The organism is Acidovorax sp. CF316 (genome assembly GCF_000276605.1).
Taxonomy (GTDB): domain Bacteria; phylum Pseudomonadota; class Gammaproteobacteria; order Burkholderiales; family Burkholderiaceae_C; genus Acidovorax.
In genome coordinates this window covers 1-22,678 of record NZ_AKJX01000092.1, presented here as the reverse complement: position 1 = coordinate 22,678, position 22,678 = coordinate 1, and the positions used below count along the sequence as shown (strand labels likewise).

Below are 22,678 nucleotides of genomic sequence, written 5' to 3'. Positions count from 1 at the left end.
CAACCCGACCCCGGCGGGCACGCTGACCGAGACGATGGGCCGGCCACCGGAGCCCGTGATCAGGGGGATGTCGGCCAGTGGGGTGGGAGTGCCAGGGGCGTCCGGGCGGGAAGGCGTGACCACCGGGATGGTGGTCACGGTGGATCCGCCGGGGCCGGGTTGGGTGGTGACGGGCACGCCGTCCACCGTGGTCGAGGGGGGCGTGCCGCCGTCACCGGGCGCGGGGGCGGATCCCGTCGTGAAGTTGAGTGCGGTGGGGCTGATGATCTCGTCGAAATAGTTGCCCACGCCGTCCTTGACGATCCCGAAGTCCGCCAGCAGGTAGTAGTCGGTGTTGTAGGCCAGGTCGCCATGGGGGTTGAGCGTCAGGGTGCTTCCGCTGATGCTCACCGTGCCCCCCAGGCTTCCCTCTCCGTTCGTGACGTTGAACTGCTCGACCAGCGAGTTGTCGCTGGTCTTGCGCAGTGTCACCAGGCCTTCGGCGGCAGTCACGTTCTCCGAGAACGTCAGCGTGAGGTTGCTTGAGGCGCTCACTCCCGTTGCATTGTCCAGCGGCATGCTGGAGGCCAGCGTAGGTGCCAGGGTGTCGATGACGATGGCCTTGTTGGCGCCCAGTGAACCGGGCGACCCAGGGGCCATGAGCGTCAGGGTGGCGGTGTTGCCAGCCGCATCCTTGATCGTGCCGCCGGCCAGGCCCAGTGCCGTCGTGCTCTGGAAGTCGAGGTCTGCGCTGTTGTCGCCTGGCTGAATGCTGTAGGTAAAGGTCAGCGTGTTGGTGGTGCTGCCACCGGTATAGCTTGCCACTCTGTCGACAGCGCCCGTCTCCAGGGTGAGTTGCGGTGTGCCGGTGACCGTGACGGCTTCGCTGAAGACCACTTGCACCACGACGTTGCCCCCTGCATAGCTGCCGTTGGCCGTGGTGGATGTGACCGACGTGACCGTGGGGTTCGTGATGTCCACGTTCATGGCGATCAGCTTCGATGCCGTATTGCCGTCGGAAGTGCCGTCGTTGGTGGTGAAACTGATGGTCCGGTTGGTCGCATTGGGCGCGGTGGAAGTGTCGGTGTAGGTCACCGAGCGCAGCGCGTTCTGCCACTGGGCCGTGGTGGCGGTGGCACCAGCGGAGCTGAGCGTCAGCACGCCGGTGGCGGCGTTGTAACTGGCGCTGATGTTGCCCATGGTGGCCGGGTTGTTGGTGAAGGCCAGTTCATCCTCACCGTTCTGGAAGCCGCCGGTGATGGCCACCGTGGCGCTGGCCAGGGTGGCGTTGTCGCCATCGGTCACGGTGAAGCCATTGTCCACCGCCACAGGCGGGTTGCTGCCGCTGCTGCCCGCGGTGAAGCCAGTGGAACCTCCCGAGGTGGTGTTCACCGGCACATCGTTGGCCGCAGCCACGCTCACGGTCTTGGTGGTGGCCGTGCTGTCGGTCGATCCGTCATTGACGACGAAACTGACGGTGCGGTTGCCGGTGTTGGGGCTGTCGGAACTGTTGGTGTAGGTCACCGACTGCAGCGCGGCCTGCCACTGCGCCTTCGTGGCCGTGGCGCCTGCAGACGACAGGGACAGGATGCCGGTGCTGCTGTTGTAGCTGGCGGCGATGTTGCCCATGGTGGCCGGGTTGTTGGTGAAGGCCAGTTGGTCTTCGCTGGTCTGCAGACCGCCGGTGATGGACACCGTGGCGCTGGCCAGGGTGGCGTTGTTCGCATCGGTGACGGTGATGCCACTGTCGACCACCACGGGCGTGCTGGTCACGTTGACCCCTTCGGTGAAGGCGGTGGTGCCGCCACTGGCCGTGGCAATTGGGGTCTGGTTGGTCGCAGCCACCGTGACGATCTTGGTGGCCGTGTTGCCGTTGGCCGTGCCATCGTTGGTGGTGAAGCTGATGGTCCGGTTCGCCGCATTGGGCGTGGTGGAGGTGTCGGTGTAGGTGACCGAGCGCAGCGCGCTCTGCCACTGCGCCGAGGTGGCGGTGGCACCGGCGGAGGTGAGCGTCAGCACGCCGGTGGCGGCGTTGTAGCTGGCGCTGATGTTGCCCATGGTGGCCGGGTTGTTGGTGAAGGCCAGCTCGTCTTCACCGCTCTGGAAGTTGCCGGTGACGGCCACCGTGGCGCTGGCCAGCGTGGCGTTGTCGCCATCGGTCACGGTGAAGCCGCTGTCCACCGCCACGGGCGTGCTGGGGGCATTGTCACCGGTGACGAAGGCTGTATTGCCTCCCGAGCTGGTGTTCACCGGCACATCGTTGGCCGCAGCTACGCTCACGGTCTTGGTGGTGGCCGTGCTGTTGGTCGATCCGTCATTGACGACGAAGCTGACGGTGCGGTTGGCGGTGTTGGGATTGTCCGAACTGTTGGTGTAGGTCACTGACTGCAGCGCGGCTTGCCACTGCGCCTTCGTGGCCGTGGCGCCTGCAGATGACAGGGACAGGACGCCGGTGCCGCTGTTGTAGCTGGCGCTGATGTTGCCCATGGTGGCCGGGTTGTTGGTGAAGGCCAGCACGTCTTCGGCCGTGTGCAGATTGGCCGTGATGCTGGCCGTGGCGCTGGCGAAGGTGGTGCTGTCCGCGTCGCTGAGGGTGATGGCGCTGTCGACCAACACGGGCGTGCTGGTCACGTTGACCCCTTCGGTGAAGGCAGTGGTGCCGCCACTGGCCGTGGCAATCGGGGTCTGGTTGGTCGCTGTCACCGTGACGCTCTTGGTGGCCGTGTTGCCATCGGCCGTGCCGTCGTGGGTGGTGAAGCTGATGGTGCGGGTGACGGTATTGGGTGCAATGGCGGTGTCGGTGTAGGTCACCGAGCGCAGAGCGTTCTGCCATTGCGCAACAGTCGCCGTGGCACCTGCAGAGGTGAGCGTGAGCACACCCGTGGCGGCGTTGTAGCTGGCGCTGATGTTGCCCATGGTGGCAGGGTTGTTGATGAAAGCCAGCTCATCCTCGCCGCTCTGGAAATTTCCGGTGATGGCCACCGTGGCACTGGCCAGCGTGCTGTTGTCGCCATCGGTCACCGTAAAGCCGCTGTCCACCGCCACGGGCGTGCTGGCGGCGTTGTTGCCCTGCACGAATGCGGTGCTGCCGCCCGAGGTGGAGTCCACCGGCGTATCGTTCACCGCAGCCACGCTCACGGTCTTGGTGATGGTGCTGCTGCTGGTGCTGCCATCGCTCACTACGAAGCTGATGGTGCGGTTGCTGGTGTTGGGGGCGTCGGAGCTGTTGGTGTAGTTCACCGAGCGCAAAGCCGCCTGCCACTGCGCCAGCGTGGCCGTAGACCCGGCCGACGAGAGCGAGAGCACGCCCGTGCCGCTGTTGTAGCTGCCACTGATGTTGCCCATGGTGGCCGGGTTGTTGGTGAAGGCCAGCACGTCCTCGGCGTTGTGCAGGTTGCCGGTGATGGACACGGTGGCAGTGGACAGGGTGGAGCTGTCCAGGTCAGAAATGGTGATGCCGGTGTCGACAGCAACCGGTGTGCTGGTGACGTTGTTGCCTTCGGTGAAGGCGGTGGTGCCACCGCTGGCGGTGGCAACGGGCGTGTCGTTCACCGCGGCCACGCTTACCGTCTTGGTGCCTGCGCTGCTGTTGACCGTGCCGTCGTTGACCTGGAAGCTGATGGTGCGGTTGCCGGTGTTGGGGGTTTCGGAACTGCTGGTGTAGGTGACCGAGCGCAGGGCCGCCTGCCACTGCGCCAGGGTGGCCGTGGCGCCTGAGGACGACAGGGACATGATGCCCGTGCCGCTGTTGTAGCTACCCGTGATGTTCCCCATCGTGGCCGGGTTGTTGGTGAAGGCCAGCACGTCCTGGCCGATCTGGAAATTGCCGGTGATGGACACGCTGCCGCTGGCCAGCGTGGAGTTGTCCGCATCGGTGACCGTGATGCCGCTGTCGATGACCACAGGCGTGCTGGTGACGTTGTTGCCTTCGGTGAAGGCCGTGGTGCCGCCGCTGGTGGTGTTGACGGGGGCTGCGTTGGGTGGCACCGCAGCCGCCACCACGATATCGTCGATGTAGATCGAGATATCGGCAGCGCCGTTTTGCTGCACGATCCGCACTTCGTCCACATACTGCCATTGGGAGCCCGAGACCGACACCACGGTGTTGCTGCCATAGGCCGGGGCCGTGAAGTTCTGCGTGGCGCCTGATACTGCGCTACCGTTCAGGTAGCCAACCAGCCGGTAGGTGTTGGCCCCGCCGCCGTTTTCCACCGTAATGGACACGAAAGAAAACTCTTCTCCGCTGGTCGCCTTCAATACGCCTGCGGCCTGGGTACTGCTGCCACCGGTGTACGTGCCGTTCAAAAATGCCGCTTTGTCGCTTGTGTTGTTGGCCAGCGAAGTGTCGCCCGTCAGGCGCGTGACATCCACGTAGCTGCCAGAGTCCAGGGTTCCTGCCGCATTGAGCAGGGAGAAGGTCCAGTCGTTGATGGGGCGGGCGGCCCCGGTGGTCCCCTGGCTTCGACCGGTTCCGTCGACCGCCACGCTGTCGAAGTTTTCGCTGGCGGGCGCTGCCAGGACTCCTGCGTAGGCATCGAGCCCGGTGAGGCTTGCTGCCTCGATCAAACCATGGTGACGCCCCAGTTGCCAGGTGCCGCCGAGGTGTGCGGCGCCGATAGGGCGGGTCGACGCCGCCACGTCGGCCCCAGTCGCTAGCGCCAGTGCTTCCACAAACTCGGCACCTGTTTCGTTGGCGCCCACCTCGCAGCCATACAGCAGAATGTCCCCGCCGTCTGCAAGTGCTGCGCCAATACCCGTTAGCGCCAGCGCGTGGTCCTCGATGTCGGCGTGGGTGAGCTTCAGTCGACCCAGGAGCAAGGCGCCCGGCGCACCGTGGCTGAGCAGGTGGATGGCCTGGATGCCGCTGCGCCCCTGCAGGTGCGCCGCCATCTGTGCCAAGCCATCGCCCCAGCCATCGAGCACGACCACCTCCGTACCCTCTGGGGCCGCTGCTGCCAGAGATTGCCAATCGTGCAGATCGTTGAAGACAAAGACGATATGGGGCGCCATTGGGGTGCCTTGGAGGATGTACCGGTCGATGTGCGTGGTCATTGGATAGGCTCCTCTCAGATTCAGGGACTGTCGCTTGGGGGGCGGCGATACACCACCGGTTGGCTGTTTCTGGCGCGAAGCAGAGGTCCGCAGAGCGGGCGGTGCCAGGGCGCTGTTGACTGCTATAGGGCGATGTGTCCGGCTTTTGACCGACAGTGATGGTGCATGTTTCGATTTTTCACCAGAAAGTAAATAGGCTTACGAAACGTTTCCGACTTTGGTCCTATCGTTAGCCCCTATTGCTGGCCTTCTTTTGGGCTGGCTCCGGCCCACGGCGCGTGACATGTCGCGCGTTGCTGGGATGCTGGCTTCAGCAGCAGGGAATTGATCGATGTCATGCGCCGGGCTGCCCAACGCCATGGAGAAACAAAAAAGGCTTCCCTCGGGAAGCCTTTTGCTTTTGTGCACCTGCAGCCCACCTGGGCCGCCGGAATTGCTTACACGCGCTTGCGGTATTCGCCGGTGCGGGTGTCGATTTCGATCTTGTCGCCTTGCGAGACGAACAGGGGCACGGGCACTTCGAAGCCGGTGGCGATCTTGGCGGGCTTCAGCACCTTGCCGGAGGTGTCGCCCTTGACGGCGGGTTCCGTCCAGGTGATTTCGCGCTCGACGCTGGTGGGCAGTTCGACCGAGATGGCCTTGCCGTCGTAGAACACCACTTCGAGGGCCATGCCGTCTTCCAGGTAGTTCAGTGCGTCGCCCATGTTCTCGGCTTCGACTTCGTACTGGTTGTAGTCGGTGTCCATGCAGACGTACATGGGGTCGGCGAAGTAGGAGTACGTGCAGTCCTTCTTGTCCAGGATCACGTTGTCGATCTTGTCGTCGGCCTTGAACACGTTTTCGGTGCCGAAGTTGCCGATCAGGCTCTTGAGCTTCATGCGCACGGTGGCTGCACCGCGGCCGCCACGGGCGTATTCGGTCTTCAGGACGACCATGGGGTCCTTGCCGTGCATGATGACGTTGCCGGCGCGGATTTCTTGAGCGATTTTCATAGCAGTTTGGTTGCTTGGGTTGGGGGCCGCTCAACGCACTGGCTGCAAGGTCTGCAGGGCCGGCGCATGTTCCGCGGCGGGATTGCGCGGGGTGCGGGCACCGGGGTGCCGCGCTGTTATTTGCGCAAAGCCTTGGATTTTACCTTTTTTCCAGGATAAAACCTACCAACTGGTCCACAAGGCTGCTTTGACCTGCCAGGCGCGCCCGTGCCGCCTGGATGCAGGCAGTCCATTCGGCCAGGGTTTCACCATCCGGAAGCACCAGCGGGCCGTGGCCGGGGATGCCGTTCCACGCGGCGTGAAAGTCGCGCAGCGAGGCCGGGGCCCCTAGCCAGTCCAGAAAAGCCGCCAGCTTGGCATGGTGGGCGCCGTCGTCCTGCGGGTAGATGTGCCAGACCAGGGCCTGGCCGGCCCACAGGGCCCGCACCAGCGAGTCCTCGCCGCGCACGGCGTTGAAGTCGCAGGCGTGGAGCAGGTCGTCGAAGCCCTGCTGGTCAGTAGTGTGCAGGTACTGCAGCTGCAGCGCGCCATGGTCCGCCGGCAAGGTGGCCAGTGCGGCCTGCACGGCCGCCGTGGCGCGCCCGGGCGTGACCAGGAGGCGGGTGGGCACGGCGCCGGGCCGCATGGCCTGGGCCAGCAGGGCGGGCAGGGCTGGCGGCTCGTAGCAGAACAGCGACATCCAGCGCCCGGGCTTTGTCGCCGATGGCGGCTGGGCCGCGCGCCATGCGGTGGCAAAGCCGGGCGGGCGCTGCTGCAGCAGCCCTGGCTCGCGCAGCAAGCCGCCCGTGGTGGGGGTGAAGCCGGGGTAGAAGAACCAGCGCGTCCAGCCCCGGGCGGGGCCCGACATGATGAGCGAGGGCAGGCGGTGGTTGCGCTCCACGTACGACTCGGCCGAGAGGTATTCGAGGTTGATCCACACCGGTTGCCGCTGGTCTGGCGCACGGCCCACGGCCCAGGCCAGGAAGGACTCGGGGATTTCGCAGCCGAAGGCCTCCACCACCACGTCGGGCGCGGCCTCGTGCGCGGCGGGCGGCGTGCCGCCCCACGGGCGCAGTTCCACGCCCGCGTGGCCGGCCGGTGCCATCCAGGCCAGGGCCGAGGCATCGTCCACCCACAGGCGCACGCGCTGGCCGCGCGCGGCCAGCTGGCTGGCCAGGCGCCAGCACACGCCGATGTCGCCGTAGTTGTCGATGACCTGGCAGAACACATCCCACTGCAACGGGGGCTGGGCAGGGGGCGTCATGCGGCTGGCCCTTCCTCGGCGGGGGCGCGCAGGTGGTCCACCAGCAGGCGCGCCACGCTGGACAGCGACTCTTCCGAGCGCACGCAAAGCACCAGCTGGCGGTGCGCCCAGGGCTCGTTCAGCGTGACCACGCGGATGGGCTGGCTGCCCTTGTACAGCGCGGCGCTGCCGCGCGGCATGACGCCCACGCCCAGGCCGGCGGCGATCAGCAGGCACAGCGCGTCGTAGCTGGTGACCTGCATGCGCAGGCGCAGCGGCAGCCCGGCCTCGGATGCGGCCTTGGTCAGCTGGTTGTTGATGGCGCTGCCCGGGTGCGCGCCCACGAAGTCGTAGGGCAGGGCGTCGGCCAGGCGCACGGACTTGCGCCGCGCCAGCGGGTGGTCGCGCGGTACCACCAGGGCCAGCTCGTCGGTGCGGTAGGGCAGTTGCACCACACGGTCGCCATAGTGGCCGTGGTTGAGGATGCCCACGTCGGCCGCGTTCTCGGCCACCGACTGGGCGATGGCCGTGCTGATCTGCTCCTGCAGCCGCACGTCCACCTGCGGGTGCAGCGCCATGAAGCTCTGCAGCTGCGCCGGCAGAAACTGGCTGATGGCCGAGATGTTGGCCACCACGCGCACATGGCCGCGCAGGCCGGCGCCGTAGTCGCGCATCTGGGTGGCGATGCCGTCGAGGTCGTTGAGCACGCCGCGCGCCAGGTTCAACAGGGCATAGGCCGCGGCCGTGGGCTCGGTGCCCTTGTTGCTGCGGGTGAACAGCGCCACGTGCAGGGCATCCTCCAGGTCGGCCAGACGCCGGCTCACGGCCGAGGCGGCCAGGTGCTCGCGCGCGGCGGCGGCGGCGATGGTGCTTTCTTCCATCACGGCAACGAACAGGCGCAGGGAGACGGGGTCGAGCTTCATCCATAGGATGTTAACTGCCATGCTGAAACGCGATGGCGGGCTGTCATAAGAGCGTTTTGCCCACAGGGGTTCTTTGCGCATCATGCGGGGCAACACAGGCAAGCCTGATCCCGCAGGCTGCGACATTGGAGACAAGAACACGATGGGTGCAACACCTACCGCCGCCGCCCTGCAGGGCGTGCGCGTGATCGAGATGGGCCAGTTGATTGCAGGCCCCTTCTGCGGCAAGACGCTGGGCGACTTTGGTGCCGAGGTCATCAAGATCGAGGCGCCTGAATCGGGCGACCCGCTGCGCAACTGGCGCCTGATCAAGGAGGGCACCTCCGTCTGGTGGCAGGTGCAGTCGCGCAACAAGCGCTCCGTGGCGCTGGACCTGCGCCAGAAGGAGGGCCAGGACATCGCCCGCCAGCTGATCGCCGAGGCCGATGTGCTGATCGAGAACTTCCGCCCCGGCACGCTGGAGGGCTGGGGAATGTCGCCCGAGGAGCTGCACCGCATCAACCCCGGCCTCGTCATGCTGCGCATCTCGGGCTACGGGCAGACCGGGCCCTACCGCGACCTGCCGGGCTTTGGTGCCATCGGCGAGGCCATGGGCGGCCTGCGCCACCTGACGGGTGAGCCCGGCCGCGTGCCGGTGCGGGTGGGCGTGTCCATCGGCGACACGCTGGCCGCGCTGCATGGCGCCATCGGCGTGCTCACGGCGCTGTACCACCGCAAGGTCAACGGCGGCCAGGGCCAGGTGATCGACGTGGCGCTGCACGAGGCCGTGTTCAACGTGATGGAAAGCCTGATCCCCGAGTACAGCGCCTTTGGCGCGGTGCGCGAGGCGGCGGGCAGCGCGCTGCCGGGCATTGCGCCGTCCAACGCCTACCCGTGCACCGATGGCTGGGTGCTGGTGGCCGGCAATGGCGACAGCATCTTCAAGCGGCTGATGCAGGCCATCGGCCGGCCCGACCTGGGCGCCGCGCCCGACCTGGCCGACAACGCCGGCCGCGTGGCGCGGGTGGACGAGATCGACGCCGCCGTCGGCGCCTGGAGCGCACCGCTCACCGTGCAGCAGGTGCTCGACGCCCTGGGCACGGCCCGGGTGCCGGCCGGCAAGGTCTACACCGCGCGCGACATTGCCGAAGACCCGCACTACCGCGCCCGCGACATGCTGCTCACGCAAGAGACGCGCGACGGCTACAGCGTGCAGGTGCCGGGCATCGTGCCCAAGCTGTCGGCCACGCCCGGCTCCATCCGCAGCAGTGCGCCGCACCTGGGCGACGACACCGATGCCGTGCTGGCCGAGGCGGGCCTGACGGCCGAACAGATCGCGCTGCTGCGCAGCAAGGGGGTAATCCAATGAGTGCCGTAACCGAACAATCTGGCGTATGGGCTGGCGCGGGCAAGCGCATCCACATGCAGGAGGTGGGCCTGCGCGACGGCCTGCAGATGGAGGCCGCCTTCGTGCCCACCGAGGACAAGATCGCGCTGGCCAATGCGCTGTCGGATGCGGGGCTGGCCAAGATCGAGGTGACCTCGTTCACCTCGCCCACGGCCATCCCGGCGCTGCGCGATGCCGAGGTGGTGATGCGCGAGATCACGCGCCGCCCCGGCACCGTCTACACTGCCCTGGTGCCCAATGTGCGCGGGGCCGAGCGCGCCATCGAATCGCGTGCCGACGAGCTCAACCTGGTGATGTCGGCCAGCGCCACGCACAACATCGCCAACCTGCGCATGACGCAGGAGCATTCCTTCGCCGCGCTGGCCCAGGTGGTGGCCACGGCGCAGGCCGCGAGCGTGGCGGTCAACGTATCGCTGTCGTGCGTGTTCGGCTGCCCCATGGAGGGCGAGGTCGCCCCCGAGGCCGTGTTCGGCTGGGTGCAGCGCTTCGTGGATCTGGGCGTGGGCGGCGTCACGCTGTGCGACACCACGGGCATGGCCTACCCCACGCAGGTGGCGGCCCTCACCGCGGCGGCGCGTGCGCGCTGGCCGGGGGTGGAATTCACCCTGCACTTCCACAACACGCGCGGCATGGGCCTGGCCAATGTGCTGGCCGCCATCGATGCCGGGGCCGACCGCTTCGACGCATCGCTGGGCGGCCTGGGCGGCTGCCCGTATGCGCCCGGCGCCAGCGGCAATGTGTGCAGCGAGGAGATCGTGCACGCGCTCGACTGCATGGGCTATGCCACGGGCGTGGACCTACCGCGCCTGCTGGCCGCCGCGCAACGCCTGCCCGCGCTGATCGGCCACGACATCCCCAGCCAGATCGCCAAGGCCGGGCCGCGCCTGGCGCTGCACCCGGTGCCGGGGGATTTCGCGGCCATCCAGGAAAGGGCGCTGGCGCGCGAGAAAGAGCTGTCGGGAGGCGGGCGCGTCGCATAGCCCCGCCGCTTTTCAGCGCTGTTCTGGTTCATTCAAAGAAACGACAGGAGACAAGACCATGAGCGAATCGAGATCCCATTTCCGCCTGCCGCGCAGGGTGCTGTTCGCCGCGCTGCTGTGCGGCGCCGCATTCACCGCCGCAGCGCAGGACACAGGCAAGTTCCCGGGCAAGGCCATCACCGTGGTCGTGCCCCAGGCCGCGGGCGGCGCCAACGATGCCATTGCGCGCGTGCTGGCGCAAAAGCTCAGCGAGCAGCTGGGCCAGCCCGTGGTGGTGGACAACCGCCCCGGCGCGGGCGGCAATGTGGGCACGGCCTACACCGCCAAGACCAGGGCCGACGGCTACACCCTGCTGGTGACGGCCGACAGCGCCCAGGTCATCAACCCCTGGCTGTACAAGAGCACGGGGTTCGACCCGGTCAAGGACTTCGAGCCCGTGGCGCCCCTGGCCACGGCCGGCTATGTGCTGGTGGCGCACCCGTCCTTCCCGGCCAAGAACATGGCCGAGCTGATCGCCGTGGCCAAGGCCAGCCCGGGCAAGTACGCCATCGCCTCGGCCGGCAATGGCACGCTCAACCATTTGATCGGCGAGATGCTGCAAAAGGCCGCCGGCATCGAACTGCAGCACATCCCCTACAAGGGCTCGGCCGCGGCTGCCACCGACGTGGTGGGCGGGCAGGTGCCCCTGTCGGTGCAAAGCCTGCCCTCGTCGATTGCCTTCATCAAGGCCGGCAAGCTCAAGGTGCTGGGCGTCGTCAACGAAAAGCGCGTGGCCGCGCTGCCCGATGCGCCCACCATGGGCGAGACCCTGAAGGGCTTTGGGCAGACCCCGTGGTACGGCATGTTCGCCCCTGCCGGCACGCCGCCTGCCGTGGTGGCCCAGCTGCAGGCCGAAGTGGCCAAGGCGCTGGATAACAAGGACGTGATCGACAAGCTGGCCAATGTGGGCTGCGAACCCTTCAAGGGCACGTCGGCGCAACTGGGCACGCTGGTCAAGGACGACCTGGCGCGCTGGCACAAGGTGGTTCAGGACACGGGCGCAAAAGTCGATTGACGCCCGCGCGCCCCGTTCCATTCGAGATTCATTGGCAACTGAAACAACTGAGATAACGGAGACAAATCCCTCATGACCACCACCCGCAAACAATTCACCCTCCTGGCCGTGGCCGCACTGGCCGCAAGCCTTGGCAGCAGCGCCTGGGCCCAGGGCGGCAGCTACCCCGCCAAGCCCGTCACCCTGGTCGTGCCCACGGCCGCGGGCGGCACCACCGACCTGTCGGCGCGCATGCTGGCGCAGGCGCTGGGCCCGGTGCTGGGCCAGTCGGTCATTGCCGACAACAAGGGCGGCGGCAACGGCGCCATTGCGGCCAGCGCCGTCAAGCGCGCCGAGCCCGACGGCTATACCTTGCTCATGCAGTACTCGGGCTACCACGTCATCTCGCCCCACCTGACCAAGCAAAAGCAGTGGGAGCAGACCGACTTCCAGCCCGTGGCCAACGTGATTTCGGCTCCGCAGATCATCGTGGTGCGCAACGACCTGCCGGTGAAGACCCTGGCCGAGCTGGTGGCCTACGCCAAGGCCAACCCCGGCAAGCTCAATTACGCCTCGTCGGGCAATGGCTCGCTGCAGCACGTGACCGGTGCCATGCTGGAGCAGCAGGGCGGCGTGAAGATGGTGCACGTGCCCTACAAGGGCACCGGCCCCGCGCTGCAGGACCTGCTGGGCGGCCAGGTGGACCTGACCTTCGGCACCGCGCCGCCCTTCATGCCCCACATCGCCGCCGGCAAGCTGCGCGTGCTGGCCGTGACCGGCAAGGAACGCCTGCCCAGCCTGCCCGAGGTGCCCACCACGGCCGAGGCTGGCTACCCCAAGGTGGACGCCACCTCCTGGTTCGCCGTGTTCGCGCCTGCCGCCGTGCCCAAGCCCGTGATCGACAAGCTCACGGCCGACATCCGCAGCGTGGTGCAGAGCGCCGCCTTCAAGCAAAAGGCGCAGGAGCAGGGCGCCACGGCCGACTTCCAGACGCCGCAGCAGCTGGGCGAGAAGACCAAGGTGGAGCTGGCCAACTGGGCCACGGTGGTGAAAACCTCCAAGATCGAAGCCGAGTAAGTACCGGCCGTCAACCCGCCTGCGTGTTCAGCCGTTGAACCTGCAAGGCGCTGACGCCGCAAGGGCCCGCCATGTGCGGGCCTTTTTCGTTGCGGCGTGTGCTCTGTGTGCCAAACTTTTGCGCGTGATGCGCATCCAAACGACCATGCTGCCACCAACTAACTGTTTCCCGTCGCAGCGGCTTGCACGCGGTGCCGCGTGCCTGGTCCTGGCGGCCATTGCCACCGCGGGCATGCTGGCGCCCGTGAAGCAGGCCAACGCCCAGGGCCTGGGTTGCGGCGGCCGCCTGGTGGGCGTGGGAGACTCGCGCGCCAGCCTGGTCCTGAAATGCGGGCAACCGTTTGCCACCGACACGGTGTGCATCCGCATTCCCCGCGTGCTGTGGACCGTGCCCCTGCACCCGCGCGAGGCACCCCGCCAGATAGTCACCGAGCAGTGCGAGTACGTGGACGAGTGGACCTACCACCGCGGCCCGGGCAACTTCATGTCGGTGGTGCGGCTGCAGAACGGCGTGGTGGCGCAGATACGGGATGGGGACCGGGTGCCGTGAGCGGCGTCCCCCGCCGGTCAAGCCCCCTGCGCCTGTGACAGGTCGCCAAAGCGCGCCAGGCAGTGCCATACCTTCTTGAGCGCCTGCGGATCGTGCCGCCCTGAAGCCACCGCATCGCCGATGGTGGCCGGCGTCAGCACGCCGTGCCGGGCGATCTGCGCGCCCAGCGCGGCAATGGCAGCGCCACGGTAGTCCGGGTGCCGCAGCAAGGTCTCCACCTCCAGCCGAAACCCCGCATGCCATTCGATGGGGCAGGGCAGTTGGTGCGCCCACTCCTCCAGAGGACTGCCGCGAAAGCACGGGTCCAGCACCAGTGCCTCCACATCACGCGCCAGCAGCACGGGGCCGTGGACATGGGCTTCGATATAGCGGTCCAGTGGATCGGGTTGGCTGCCTGCTTCGGCCAGCGCCAGGAGCTGCGCGGCCTGGGCTGCCGTGCCGAAGTGCTGCGGCCCGAACACGCTGTCGGGGTAGCAGAACGTGGCGCGCTGCAGCACCTCGGGTTGGAGGCGCAGGTACGAGGAGCCAAAGCGTGGTGCCGCGCCCGTGGGCCGGGCGCGAAGGTTCAGCGCGCCGTACTTGGGCCGCTCGCCAGGGGCGGCGCCGTCGTAGGCGCCACCAAAGATGCGGCTCTCCCAGTGCCACCGGTCGCCACCCTCGTGCGCGGTCAGGCCGCCGTTGCTGGTGCGGGTTTCGAACTGGGATCGGTAGCGCCCGTCTTCCCGCAGGGCCTGGAGCAATGGCCGGCCCTGGTGCCAGCGGTCCGGGTGGAATTGCAGGGTGATGCGCGATGCGGGGTCGAGCAGCGCGCCGGTGGCTTCACCGCTGCGCGCATGCACGTGCTGCAGCGCGAGGGCCTGCGGTGAGCCACGGTGGACCATATCGCCATGGTACTAAACCGTGGGAACCGTCCCCCCGTCGATCAGGTGCTCCGACCCGGAGATCGACGCCGCGCGCGGTGAGGCGAGAAAGCACACCAGGTCCGCCACTTCCTGCGGCCTGGCGGGCCGGCCCAGGGGGATGCCGCCCAGCGACTGCATGATGATGCGCTTGCCTCCTTCGTAGTCCGTGCCGGCCTGCTCGGCCAGGCGCTCGGCGAATGCGACGGAGGCCTCGGTCTCGATCCAGCCGGGCGAGACGCGCACCACCCGCACGCCCTGGGGCGTGACTTCCTTGGACAAGGCCTTGCTGTAGGTGGACAGGGCCGCCTTGGCCGCCGCATAGGCGGTGGTCGATTCGGGCAGCGGAAGCAGGCGCTGGATGGAGCTGATGTGCACGACCACGCCCGAGCCTTGCTCCAGCATGGATGGCAGCAGCGCACGGTCCAGGCGCACGGCGGGCAGGAGGTTCTGGTCCAGCTCCTGCTGCCAGACCTCGTCGCTCAGCGCGGCAAAGCCGCCGCCCGGTGCGCTGGAACCGCCGAGTACGTGGACGACGATGTCGATGCCGCCCCATCGCTGCAGCACAGCCTGCGCGACCTGGGCCACGCCCTGGGCCGTGGACAGGTCGGCCGCGACATACGCCACGCCTTCGATACCCTGGGCGGGCGCGGATCGAGCCGTGGCCATCACCCGTGCGCCAGCGTTGTGCAGGCCCTGGACGACGGCGGCACCGGTGCCCTTGGTGCCGCCCGTGACGAGGGCGCGCAGGCCCTGGAGTTGCAGGTCGAAGCCGCTCATGCCGTGATCTCCAGCGATGCGATCAGGCCACGTTCCAGCCGAAAGCGGTAGCGCAGGTCCACGGGGCTGCCGGGGAAGTTGCCGGCCACCCGGCTGGTGACGAGCTGCGATCCGTCGCCCTGCAATTCCAGCGCAAAGGGCTCGGTGGTGTAGCTGTACTGGGCCGATGCACCGGCCTTCCACGCGCTGATGGCCTCGCGGCCCTGGTGGGTGTGGCCTTCGTCCTGGACGACGGCCTGTGGGGTGAAGCAGTGGGCAACGGCGTCAGGGCCCTGGGCGTCTGCAGCGAAGTAGGCGGCAATGGGTTCGGGGAGGTTCAGGGAGCTCATGGTGCGGTGCCTTGGTGGTGGTTGAGCCCCGAGGATGCGCGCCCTGCATCCATTAGTGAATCGCCTAGAATCTTCATGGGCTATGTAGAAAGCAAACCATAATGCGTGGAGCCGAATTTGCCGAACTGAAGGCGTTTGCCGCGGTCATCGAGCGGGCCAGCTTTGCGCGCGCCGCAGAGCACCTGGGCTTATCGCCCTCGGCCCTGAGCCAGACCATCCGCCAGCTCGAAACCCGGCTGGGCAGTCGGCTGCTCAACCGCACCACGCGCAGCGTGGCGCCCACGGCCACCGGGGAGCAGCTGTACCGGCGCATGGCGCCGCTGCTGCGCGAGATGGCCGAGGCGGTGGCCGAGGCCAGCGCGGCCGCAGGTCGCACGGGCGGCACCCTGCGCATCAACACCCTGGGCATGGCGGCGCGCCAGGTCATTGCGCCGCGGCTTGCGCGCTTTCACCGCCTGCACCCCGGCGTGGTGCTGGACATCGTGGTCGACGACCAGTTGAGCGACATCGTCGCGGGCCGTTTCGATGCCGGCATCCGCGTGGGCGGCCGGCTGGAGAAGGACATGGTCGCCGTGCGCCTGACGCCCGATGTGCCCATGGCGGCCGTGGCATCGCCGCAGTACCTGGCGCAGCATGGCGCGCCGCACAGCCCGGAAGACCTGCACCGGCACGCCTGCATCAACTGGAGGCTGCAGGCCGATGGCACGGCCTACCGCTGGGAGTTTGCAAAGAAGGGCAAGCGGCACGACATTGCCGTCGCCGGCCCGGTGACCACCAACCATTCGGACATTGGCGTGGCCGCTGCCGTGCAGGGCCTGGGCATTGCCTACGCGTTCGACCGCGAGCGCGTGGACGCGCACCTGGCGCGCGGGGAGCTGGTGCAGGTGCTGGCCGACTGGTCCATCACCCGGCCGGGGCTATTTTTGTACCACCCGAGCCGGCGCCACAGCCCTGCGCCGCTGCGCGCCTTCATCGACTGCCTGCTGGACCGGGACATGGCGGACGCAGCCAGGGGTTGAAGAACGCCTTGGCTGGCCCCTGCCTCGTCTGCCATCGCAGCGAACGGCAGCTCAGGCTTCGTCCTGGGCGTAGATCTGCGGAGCCACGCCGAACACCCCCGCCAGCAGCTCGCGCACCTGCGCATAGCGGGGCTGCCGGGGAATGAGTTCCACCATGCGCGGCGGGCAGGGCCGCAGGTTGATGAAGATGCCGAACTGGCACAGGCACATGAACGACACCTCGGGCATGGGCGCGTTCTCCCATTTCAGCAGGGCATTGCCTTCGCGGGCTGCGTCGATGACCAGCTCCATCAGGTTGCGCACCGGGTGCCCGGCGGGCCGGGCCAGCTTGTAGCCGTAGTCGCCTTCGATGGTGGACCAGTCGTACAGATCCGTCGCAAAAGGCAATGAGCGGTTCTGGTAGGTCTGGTAGTGCGTGACGACCTCGTCCACCGTGCGGAAGGTGATGGTCTGGAACAGGTCGTAGAAGTGGTCGCCGACGATGTCGGGGTCCACCTGGGCGTCTTCTTCGGGCGTGCGCGGGCTGTTGGTCAGGTCGCTCTTGAAGAAGGCATCGATCTGTGGGCGCAGGGTGTCGAGGGACACGTAGCCGGCGCTGATCAGCGCGTTCAGCAGCTTCGTGAATTCGGCCGCACTCAGGGCCTCGAAGTTGGGTTTGCCCAGCACCACACCTGTCATCGGAAATCCTTGTCAACAATGGAACGCATATTGTGTCCGCCCTTCCGCGTTCTCAACCGCCGGTGCAGCAGCCTTGCCGGGCGTCATGCCGAGGGCGGCTGCCACGCCGCCAACGCGGCCTGCAGTTCCTCGTCGAATTGGTGATGTACCGCCGCCTGCCCGCGCGTGGCCACCAGGTGCGCCAGCAGCGCATGCACGGCACTGCGCTGCGCCGGGTTGCACCAGGCCAGCAAGCGGTTGTCGCTGCCGTCCCAGGCCAGGTGCAATACCAACTGGTCCGCATACCAGCTGTGCTGGGGCCACACGTCGGGCAGCAACGCAAAACGCGCCAGGGCGGGGAAGAAGTAGCCGATGCCGTCGGCGCTGGAGAACGTGATCGGGTCCCAGCCCGCGTTGCCCAGGTCTTGGCGGCGCAAGGTGCCGCGCGTGCGGGCACGCAGCGTATCGTCGTGCTCGCGGCACTCGTCGCAGTGCGTGCGGTCGGTGAAGTGGTCGGGCTTGGCCACGCCGGCAAAGGCGGCTTCCACCTGCGCCAGAACGGCTTCGTCCGCCCCGGCCTGGGGCCAGGCGTGGGCGCAGTGCAGCAGGTGCGCCACCCAGGCCGCGGCCTCGGCGTCGGTGCACTGGGCGAAGTACCTGAACTCGCCGGCGGCCAGGGTTTTGGAGCCGTTGGCGAGCGCGCGCACCACGGCTTCGAACTGCGCCTCGACCGGGGTGAAGGCGATGGTGGTGGTGCCGCAGTGCGGGCAGGGCGCCGTCATGCGCTGGCCGTCACGGCCCGGTAGTGGGTGCCCAGCGTGTCCACGCAGGGGGCCAGCCAGTGGTGCAGGGCGGCACGGTGCTTTGCGGCGGTCCGGTGGTGTTCCAGGCCGCCGGTCCCTGCGGGTGGCCGCCCTTGCATGGCGGCAGGCATCAGGGTGCGAAGGTCACGCTGGCCAGCCCCTGCAGGTCGGCCGTGGGCGAGGCCGACGTGGTCAGGCTGTACAGCACGCGCTTGGTGCTGTCGGGCGCCGCCCATTCGAAAGCGATGGTGTGGGCCGTGCCGTTCTGGGGGCTGGCAGATTTGGAGTCCTGCACCTGGCGCGACACCATGGGCACGGGCGCCTCGCCCGCCATTTTCTTGAACCAGGCCAGTGTCTGCGGCACGCCCGTGCGGTGCGCATACACGGCGCACAGGTTCTTGTCGTCAGGAATGGCGACCACGAAGCTGCCGTGCGGGTCCGGCACCGGCCAGACCTTGCCGGGCTGGCCCTGCAGGAAGTACGCCGCCTTGTCGGCCGGCATGGTGGGCAGCGGCGCCAGCTTGGTGCGCAGTGCGCCCAGGCTGGACGCGTACTTGGCGCAGGTGGTGGCGAAGATGTTGGCAAACGCTTCGGCCTGCTGGGCGGGCGTGCTGGCGCCTGCGGTGGGCCCGCTGCCTGCGGCGTTGGCGGCGGGGGTGGTTGGCGCAGCGGGCTTGGCCGGGCTCTGCGCGTAGGCCTGGGCAGACAGCGCGAGCACAGCGGCAGTTGCCGCAAGCAGGGGGCGGGCTGGGAAGGCGGAGAACGCTGGAAGTGCTGGAAGTGCTGGAAGTGCTGGGAAGAGGGCGTGCTTTTTCATCATGGGTGGCTGGATCCAGGATCTTGCGTGCAGGGGAAGGGACAGCAGGAGCGGGGCGGCGGGCTGCCGCAGGGCCGGCTCATAACCCGCCATTGTGCCAAAGCACGCAGGCCGGCCCTGCCAGCCGGGGCCGCCGGTGGATGAAGAGGCCGATGGGTTTGCCGCGCCCCAAAGAAAAAAATCCACCGGCATGGCTGCCAGTGGATTTGATGTATTTTTTTATTGCTGCGCCCGGTGCCGTGCCATCGCTGTCACGTTACTGCGGCCGGCGGGCCGGCAGTTGCCTGCCAGCCCGCGGACGCCTGCGCTTCTTCTCCCAGGTTTCCCGCTCTTTCTTTTGCTTACGATTCTAGGAGTGCAGGGTGCTGCTGAAGAGCCCCCAAATGGGTGATGTGGGCTTTGTGCTATGAATCCGCCATGGCATCCACCGAAACCCCCTGGACCCTGTATGGCGCGCCCGCCTCCGGCTCGATCGCGGTGGAGGCCGCGCTGACCCTGCTGGGCATTTCGTACGACCTGGTCGATGGCGCGACCTGGGCCGATAGTGCCGCGCGCGAGCGCGTGGCGCCGGTGAACGCGCTGCGGCAGATTCCCACCGTGGTGCTGCCCGGCGGCGAGGTCATGACCGAAAGCGCGGCCATCCTGATCCACCTGGCCGATTTGCATCCCCATGCGCGTCTGGCCCCCGCCGTGGCAGACCCGCGGCGCAGCCAGTACCTGCGGTGGATGGTGTACGTCTCATCGGCCATTTATTCACTGCACTGGATCAAGCCGGACGTGGGCCGCATCGGTGCGCCCGAATCGGCGCGTGACGACGTGGTCCACGCCGCGCACGAGCGCATCGCCTTCTGCTGGGCCCACATGGACGGCCAACTGAGCCCTGGTGGCACCTACCTGCTGGGCGAAGAATTGACAGTGCTGGACCTGTATGTCACCGTCGTGTCACGTTTTGGCCCCTGGCGCGAGCGCTTTTATGCTGCGGCGCCGCGCATGGCGCCTGTGGTGCGGCGCGTGGACAATGAGCCGCGGCTGCAGGCGTTCTGGCGCGAGCGCTTTCCGATGGAGTGAATGAACCCTGCGCGCGTGCGCAGGCCTGTTGTGCACCCATCCGTATCCTCTCGACCTTACCGGAGACTCCCACCGCCATGCTGAGCTACATCACCCTGGGCGCCAATGACATGCAGGCATCCGAGCGCTTCTACACCGCTCTGTTGTTGCCCTTGGGCTACCGCAAGCGGGTCGATCCCGAAGGCCTGGAGTTCACGCTGCCGCCCCAGGCCGGTGGCAGCGGCCCTTGCGTGGTCTATGTCAAGCCGCCGTTCGATGGCCAGCCTGCGACCGTGGGCAACGGGTCGATGGCGGCGTTTCGCACCGGCTCGCACGACAGCGTGCGCCAGGTCCATGCGGCGGCGATCGCTGCCGGCGGCAGCGACGAGGGCCCGCCCGGCTTTCGCGCCGCGTACAGCAAGAACTTCTTTGTCGCCTATGTCCGCGACCCGGTGGGGAACAAGATTGCGCTTTTCTGCAATGAAGCGGCTGTTCAGGCCTGAGCTCGCTGGCGCGGCCCTGCAGGTCACGGTGGCCCGGCAGGCGTGCTGTTCCGCCGATGACCAGGCAGGCCCGCTGGAGGCCGTGTACGCCCTGCACGAAGAGGCCACCCTGGCAGACCTGGTGGAGCGCATCCAGGCGTCGAAATTCCTGCAGTTCTCATCCACCCACAACCGGCTGTCAGGCGAGGTCGACGGGGTGTGCGTGGTGGAGGTGTTCGCAGGGTGGGGTCAGGTGCCGCAGTTCCATGCCGACCCGGCGGAGCGGGTCGGCCCGCTCATGGCCGGCCGCCCGCTGTGCTTTCACTTTCGCCACGCCTGACGGGCGCCGACCCTGAGCGAGCTGGCGCGCTGCGCCGGCGTCAGCGTGCGCACCTTGAACGCCGCCTTTCGCGAGTACCGCCAGTGCACTCCCATGCAGGCGGTGCGGGAAGCCCGGCTCCATGGTGTCCGTGCGGAACTGCTGGCCGCCCCCGAGGGCACACGAGGGTGCGCGATGTGGCCGAGGCCTGGGGCTAAGCCCACCTGGGCATGTTTGCGGCCAGCTACCGCGCGCGGTTCGGGGAGCCGTCTTCTGCCTCCCTGGGGCGGCATTGACGCAAACCATGGCCAGGAGCCTGCGTGTTATCTCCGCTCTGCCGGACATTGGGGTCGACACCGTAGAAGCAGGGTTCTGCACTGCAAGCAGACGGCGGTAAACGGCCGGCTGCATTGATGCTGATTGAGGCGGTGGGCTAGACTTTTGCTGTCGGCCACAAGCGGGCATTCATCACCTCACCCCAGCCATTTTTGGCACCACCATGAAAACACCAAAACAAGACAAGGATCGACTCTGGCAGGAGTTTCAGGAGAAATCTGGATTTGCGACGCCAAGTCGTGGGTTAGTTGCCGTCATCGTAGTCATTGCCGCCATTCTCTTTGCCCCGGTTGTAGCGGCTATCTTTCGGTAGTCCGGCTTCTATCGGCCAGAAGCGGTCTTTGGCGGCAGATGAAAGCGGACGCTCAACGTTCGACGTAAGGGGCCGGCCGAAGGCACGTCCCCTTGACGGAGGGGTTAGGCTGCACCTGCGGCGAACCCACTAAGCCCCTCGCTGAAGTCAAGATATCGGAACGGACTGTCAGCCAAGAGTGCTTTGAGCTCCGGGCTTGCGAAGTAGTACTGATCATTGAGCGTCAGCATGCGCCGACCGGTGACATCGAGATCGAGCAACTCGTTTTCTCGAAAGAATTGACTGACGTAGATTCGAACGTGCGAACGGAACTCTTCACCAGTGACGGGCGTGAACAGGACTACGGGTTCAAATGTGACGCGCTGGACTTTTGCTTGCTTAAGAAAGACTGCTAGGTCCTGCTCGACTAGAAGATAGCCTCGGCCTGCCATGAATGGAGAGAGTGCGCCTTGCTCCATGAGTTGAAAGCGGCCATCGCGCAGCTCGAACAGCACTGGCGCGGGAATCGAGCAGGCGACGAGGAATGGCAGTGCCATATTTTGTGCAGCTTAACGTTTGACGTAAGGGGCCTGCCGTAGGCAGTTCCCCTTGGCGGAGGGGTTAGAGCTCAGCATTCGCCAAGCTCAAAACAGCGACAACTTCGCATGCAGCAGTTCTCTTGGGCCCCTCAACGAAGTAGCCCTTGACCCCTACATGAATTCGCTTTGCATGCTCTGCACGAAGCTCGGCGTTGAGGATGTACATATCAGCAAGACCTTCCATAGGGACGCGCTGATCGTCCGGAAGGACCGTGCCATTGCCCGAGACAAACTCGGGCCAAATGCACCATATTCCATCCGTCTGCGGATCCTCGCCCTCGTAGAGGAAGTCGGAACGAATGTGCTGGAAAGGAAGGTCCTTCCGTCCACCTTCGCCCTCGCTCAGGAACCGATAGTAGACCCGGAAGTCCGGGCCTGCTTCTCTTCGCTCGCGGTAGGAGGACATTTGAGACCTAACGTGATGCATCCCGCAAAACCTGCGGGATAAACTGGACCGTGCGGGATATTCTGGACACTGATGTTCCCTGGACGTGGCTTGCAGCATAGGTTTGCAAGGGGTGACCTGTTCAAACGTCCAGGTATAAAAATTCTCTGAAACCCGGCACGGGTCAACTCCGCAAACTATAGCTTGCCGACGGCAGACACCAGGATTTCCAACAGCAGCGTGCAACAAGTCAATAGCAGCTTACGGGTGGCGCTCCTGAACGGACGGCTCAGGGCCCAAAGCGGTCTTCGAAGCCCAATCAAAAGCGGTCGTCCAGAGCACCCCCGTTTCGAGGACCTGCTGCCGCATCGGCGCAACTCAATGCAAGCCAGAAGGCGCTTGCAAACGTTGGCTGTCGAGCGGTCGGTTGGCCTACTACCGGCCGCGATTCTCCAAAATCGCGATGAGTTCAGCGTCGACCTCGTCCGGCGCTTGGTCCTGTCGATGGCGAAGTCGTTCAACCACCGTGCCGGTCGCGGCATGGCTGTCCCACGCCTCGCGGCTCCAGTCGCCCCGCAGCAAGATGTCCCAGTAGATCTCGCCCTTCGTGCCATCCACCAGCTCGCCTCCGGCATCCGGGCCTGCGCCGTGGCTCAGCAGCAGCGCCGCCAGCGGTAGGCAGATCGGGCGCATCTCGCTGCCGCGACCGCACAGCAGCA

Annotated in this window: 22 protein-coding genes and 2 pseudogenes; 10 read left to right on the top strand and 14 right to left on the bottom strand. The window is 66.9% G+C overall.

Translation table 11 applies throughout. The features are described 5' to 3' along the window. The 4 genes from PMI14_RS07945 to PMI14_RS07930 form a co-directional block, all read right to left on the bottom strand. Positions 1-5,031: DUF4347 domain-containing protein (locus PMI14_RS07945; RefSeq protein ID WP_007852469.1), on the bottom strand; the 5,031-nt coding region annotated here is incomplete at its 3' end. 437 nt (positions 5,032-5,468) lie between these two features. Then, complete coding sequence (gene efp / locus PMI14_RS07940) at positions 5,469-6,023, bottom strand: elongation factor P (RefSeq protein ID WP_007852467.1); 555 nt, start codon at positions 6,021-6,023, stop codon at positions 5,469-5,471. 139 nt (positions 6,024-6,162) lie between these two features. After that, entirely contained in the window at positions 6,163-7,266 is a 1,104-nt protein-coding gene (earP, locus tag PMI14_RS07935) for an elongation factor P maturation arginine rhamnosyltransferase EarP (RefSeq protein ID WP_007852466.1), read from the bottom strand. Beyond that, positions 7,263-8,168 (bottom strand): LysR family transcriptional regulator, encoded by a 906-nt coding sequence (locus tag PMI14_RS07930; RefSeq protein WP_035202822.1) that lies wholly within the window; start codon positions 8,166-8,168, stop codon positions 7,263-7,265. The genes earP and PMI14_RS07930 overlap by 4 nt, the downstream gene beginning before the upstream one ends. A 142-nt stretch (positions 8,169-8,310) precedes the next feature. Between PMI14_RS07930 and PMI14_RS07925 the strand changes: the two genes are divergently transcribed. The 5 genes from PMI14_RS07925 to PMI14_RS07905 all read left to right on the top strand — a co-directional run bounded on the left by PMI14_RS07925 (position 8,311) and on the right by PMI14_RS07905 (position 13,195). Then, on the top strand, positions 8,311-9,516 hold the full coding sequence (locus PMI14_RS07925; RefSeq protein WP_035202832.1) for a CaiB/BaiF CoA-transferase family protein: 1,206 nt from the start codon (positions 8,311-8,313) through the stop codon (positions 9,514-9,516). Then, entirely contained in the window at positions 9,513-10,535 is a 1,023-nt protein-coding gene (locus PMI14_RS07920) for a hydroxymethylglutaryl-CoA lyase (RefSeq protein ID WP_007852459.1), read from the top strand. The genes PMI14_RS07925 and PMI14_RS07920 overlap by 4 nt, the downstream gene beginning before the upstream one ends. 58 nt (positions 10,536-10,593) lie before the next feature. Further along, on the top strand, positions 10,594-11,589 hold the full coding sequence (locus PMI14_RS07915) for a tripartite tricarboxylate transporter substrate binding protein (RefSeq protein ID WP_007852457.1): 996 nt from the start codon (positions 10,594-10,596) through the stop codon (positions 11,587-11,589). A 72-nt stretch (positions 11,590-11,661) separates the two neighbouring features. Then, positions 11,662-12,645 carry a tripartite tricarboxylate transporter substrate binding protein gene (locus PMI14_RS07910; protein ID WP_007852454.1) on the top strand — a complete coding sequence of 328 codons (984 nt, stop codon included), beginning with the start codon at positions 11,662-11,664 and terminating at the stop codon, positions 12,643-12,645. A gap of 145 nt (positions 12,646-12,790) precedes the next feature. After that, positions 12,791-13,195 (top strand): DUF2845 domain-containing protein, encoded by a 405-nt coding sequence (locus PMI14_RS07905; protein WP_007852451.1) that lies wholly within the window; start codon positions 12,791-12,793, stop codon positions 13,193-13,195. A gap of 83 nt (positions 13,196-13,278) precedes the next feature. On the opposite strand, the pseudogene PMI14_RS07900 reads toward PMI14_RS07905, so the two are convergent. The 3 genes and pseudogenes from PMI14_RS07900 to PMI14_RS07890 form a co-directional block, all read right to left on the bottom strand. Beyond that, a pseudogene (locus PMI14_RS07900) lies at positions 13,279-14,076 on the bottom strand (DUF3626 domain-containing protein); the annotation flags it as partial. A 12-nt stretch (positions 14,077-14,088) separates the two neighbouring features. Further along, positions 14,089-14,874, bottom strand: a complete 786-nt coding sequence (locus tag PMI14_RS07895; RefSeq protein WP_007852447.1) for an SDR family oxidoreductase — start codon at positions 14,872-14,874, stop codon at positions 14,089-14,091. Beyond that, positions 14,871-15,203 (bottom strand): nuclear transport factor 2 family protein, encoded by a 333-nt coding sequence (locus PMI14_RS07890; RefSeq protein ID WP_007852437.1) that lies wholly within the window; start codon positions 15,201-15,203, stop codon positions 14,871-14,873. The genes PMI14_RS07895 and PMI14_RS07890 overlap by 4 nt, the downstream gene beginning before the upstream one ends. Before the next feature lie 101 nt (positions 15,204-15,304). On the opposite strand from PMI14_RS07890, the gene PMI14_RS07885 reads away from it, so the two are divergent. Beyond that, complete coding sequence (locus tag PMI14_RS07885; protein ID WP_007852435.1) at positions 15,305-16,222, top strand: LysR family transcriptional regulator; 918 nt, start codon at positions 15,305-15,307, stop codon at positions 16,220-16,222. A gap of 51 nt (positions 16,223-16,273) precedes the next feature. On the opposite strand, the gene PMI14_RS07880 is transcribed toward PMI14_RS07885, so the two are convergent. The 4 genes from PMI14_RS07880 to PMI14_RS33435 form a co-directional block, all read right to left on the bottom strand. Next, the gene (locus PMI14_RS07880) at positions 16,274-16,900 is read right to left on the bottom strand and encodes a hypothetical protein (RefSeq protein WP_007852434.1); all 627 of its coding nucleotides are present in this window, start codon (positions 16,898-16,900) and stop codon (positions 16,274-16,276) included. A gap of 83 nt (positions 16,901-16,983) precedes the next feature. Next, positions 16,984-17,661: a hypothetical protein gene (locus PMI14_RS07875; protein ID WP_007852433.1), complete on the bottom strand. Its 678-nt coding sequence runs from the start codon at positions 17,659-17,661 to the stop codon at positions 16,984-16,986. Beyond that, entirely contained in the window at positions 17,658-17,801 is a 144-nt protein-coding gene (locus PMI14_RS34775) for a hypothetical protein (RefSeq protein ID WP_157405886.1), read from the bottom strand. Before PMI14_RS34775 ends, PMI14_RS07875 begins: the two co-directional genes overlap by 4 nt. Positions 17,802-17,812: 11 nt before the next feature. Then, complete coding sequence (locus PMI14_RS33435) at positions 17,813-18,400, bottom strand: hypothetical protein (protein ID WP_052024355.1); 588 nt, start codon at positions 18,398-18,400, stop codon at positions 17,813-17,815. Positions 18,401-18,916: 516 nt separating this feature from the next. Here PMI14_RS33435 and PMI14_RS07865 point away from each other — a divergent pair. The 4 genes from PMI14_RS07865 (at position 18,917) to PMI14_RS34770 (ending at position 20,996) form a co-directional block, all read left to right on the top strand. Next, entirely contained in the window at positions 18,917-19,567 is a 651-nt protein-coding gene (locus PMI14_RS07865; RefSeq protein WP_035202819.1) for a glutathione S-transferase family protein, read from the top strand. Positions 19,568-19,644: 77 nt separating this feature from the next. Beyond that, on the top strand, positions 19,645-20,049 hold the full coding sequence (locus tag PMI14_RS07860) for a VOC family protein (RefSeq protein WP_007852419.1): 405 nt from the start codon (positions 19,645-19,647) through the stop codon (positions 20,047-20,049). Further along, complete coding sequence (locus PMI14_RS33430) at positions 20,027-20,368, top strand: hypothetical protein (protein ID WP_007852418.1); 342 nt, start codon at positions 20,027-20,029, stop codon at positions 20,366-20,368. The genes PMI14_RS07860 and PMI14_RS33430 overlap by 23 nt, the downstream gene beginning before the upstream one ends. A 478-nt stretch (positions 20,369-20,846) precedes the next feature. Then, positions 20,847-20,996, top strand: coding sequence for a hypothetical protein (locus tag PMI14_RS34770; RefSeq protein WP_157405885.1), 150 nt, complete (start codon positions 20,847-20,849; stop codon positions 20,994-20,996). A gap of 104 nt (positions 20,997-21,100) precedes the next feature. Here PMI14_RS34770 and PMI14_RS07850 read toward each other — a convergent pair whose 3' ends face one another. From PMI14_RS07850 to PMI14_RS07840, 3 genes and pseudogenes are all read right to left on the bottom strand, one after another. Next, positions 21,101-21,532: a hypothetical protein gene (locus PMI14_RS07850; protein ID WP_007852414.1), complete on the bottom strand. Its 432-nt coding sequence runs from the start codon at positions 21,530-21,532 to the stop codon at positions 21,101-21,103. 64 nt (positions 21,533-21,596) lie between these two features. After that, positions 21,597-21,980, bottom strand: a complete 384-nt coding sequence (locus tag PMI14_RS07845) for a hypothetical protein (RefSeq protein ID WP_035202814.1) — start codon at positions 21,978-21,980, stop codon at positions 21,597-21,599. A gap of 414 nt (positions 21,981-22,394) precedes the next feature. Beyond that, positions 22,395-22,678, bottom strand: a pseudogene (locus PMI14_RS07840) (hypothetical protein); the annotation flags it as partial.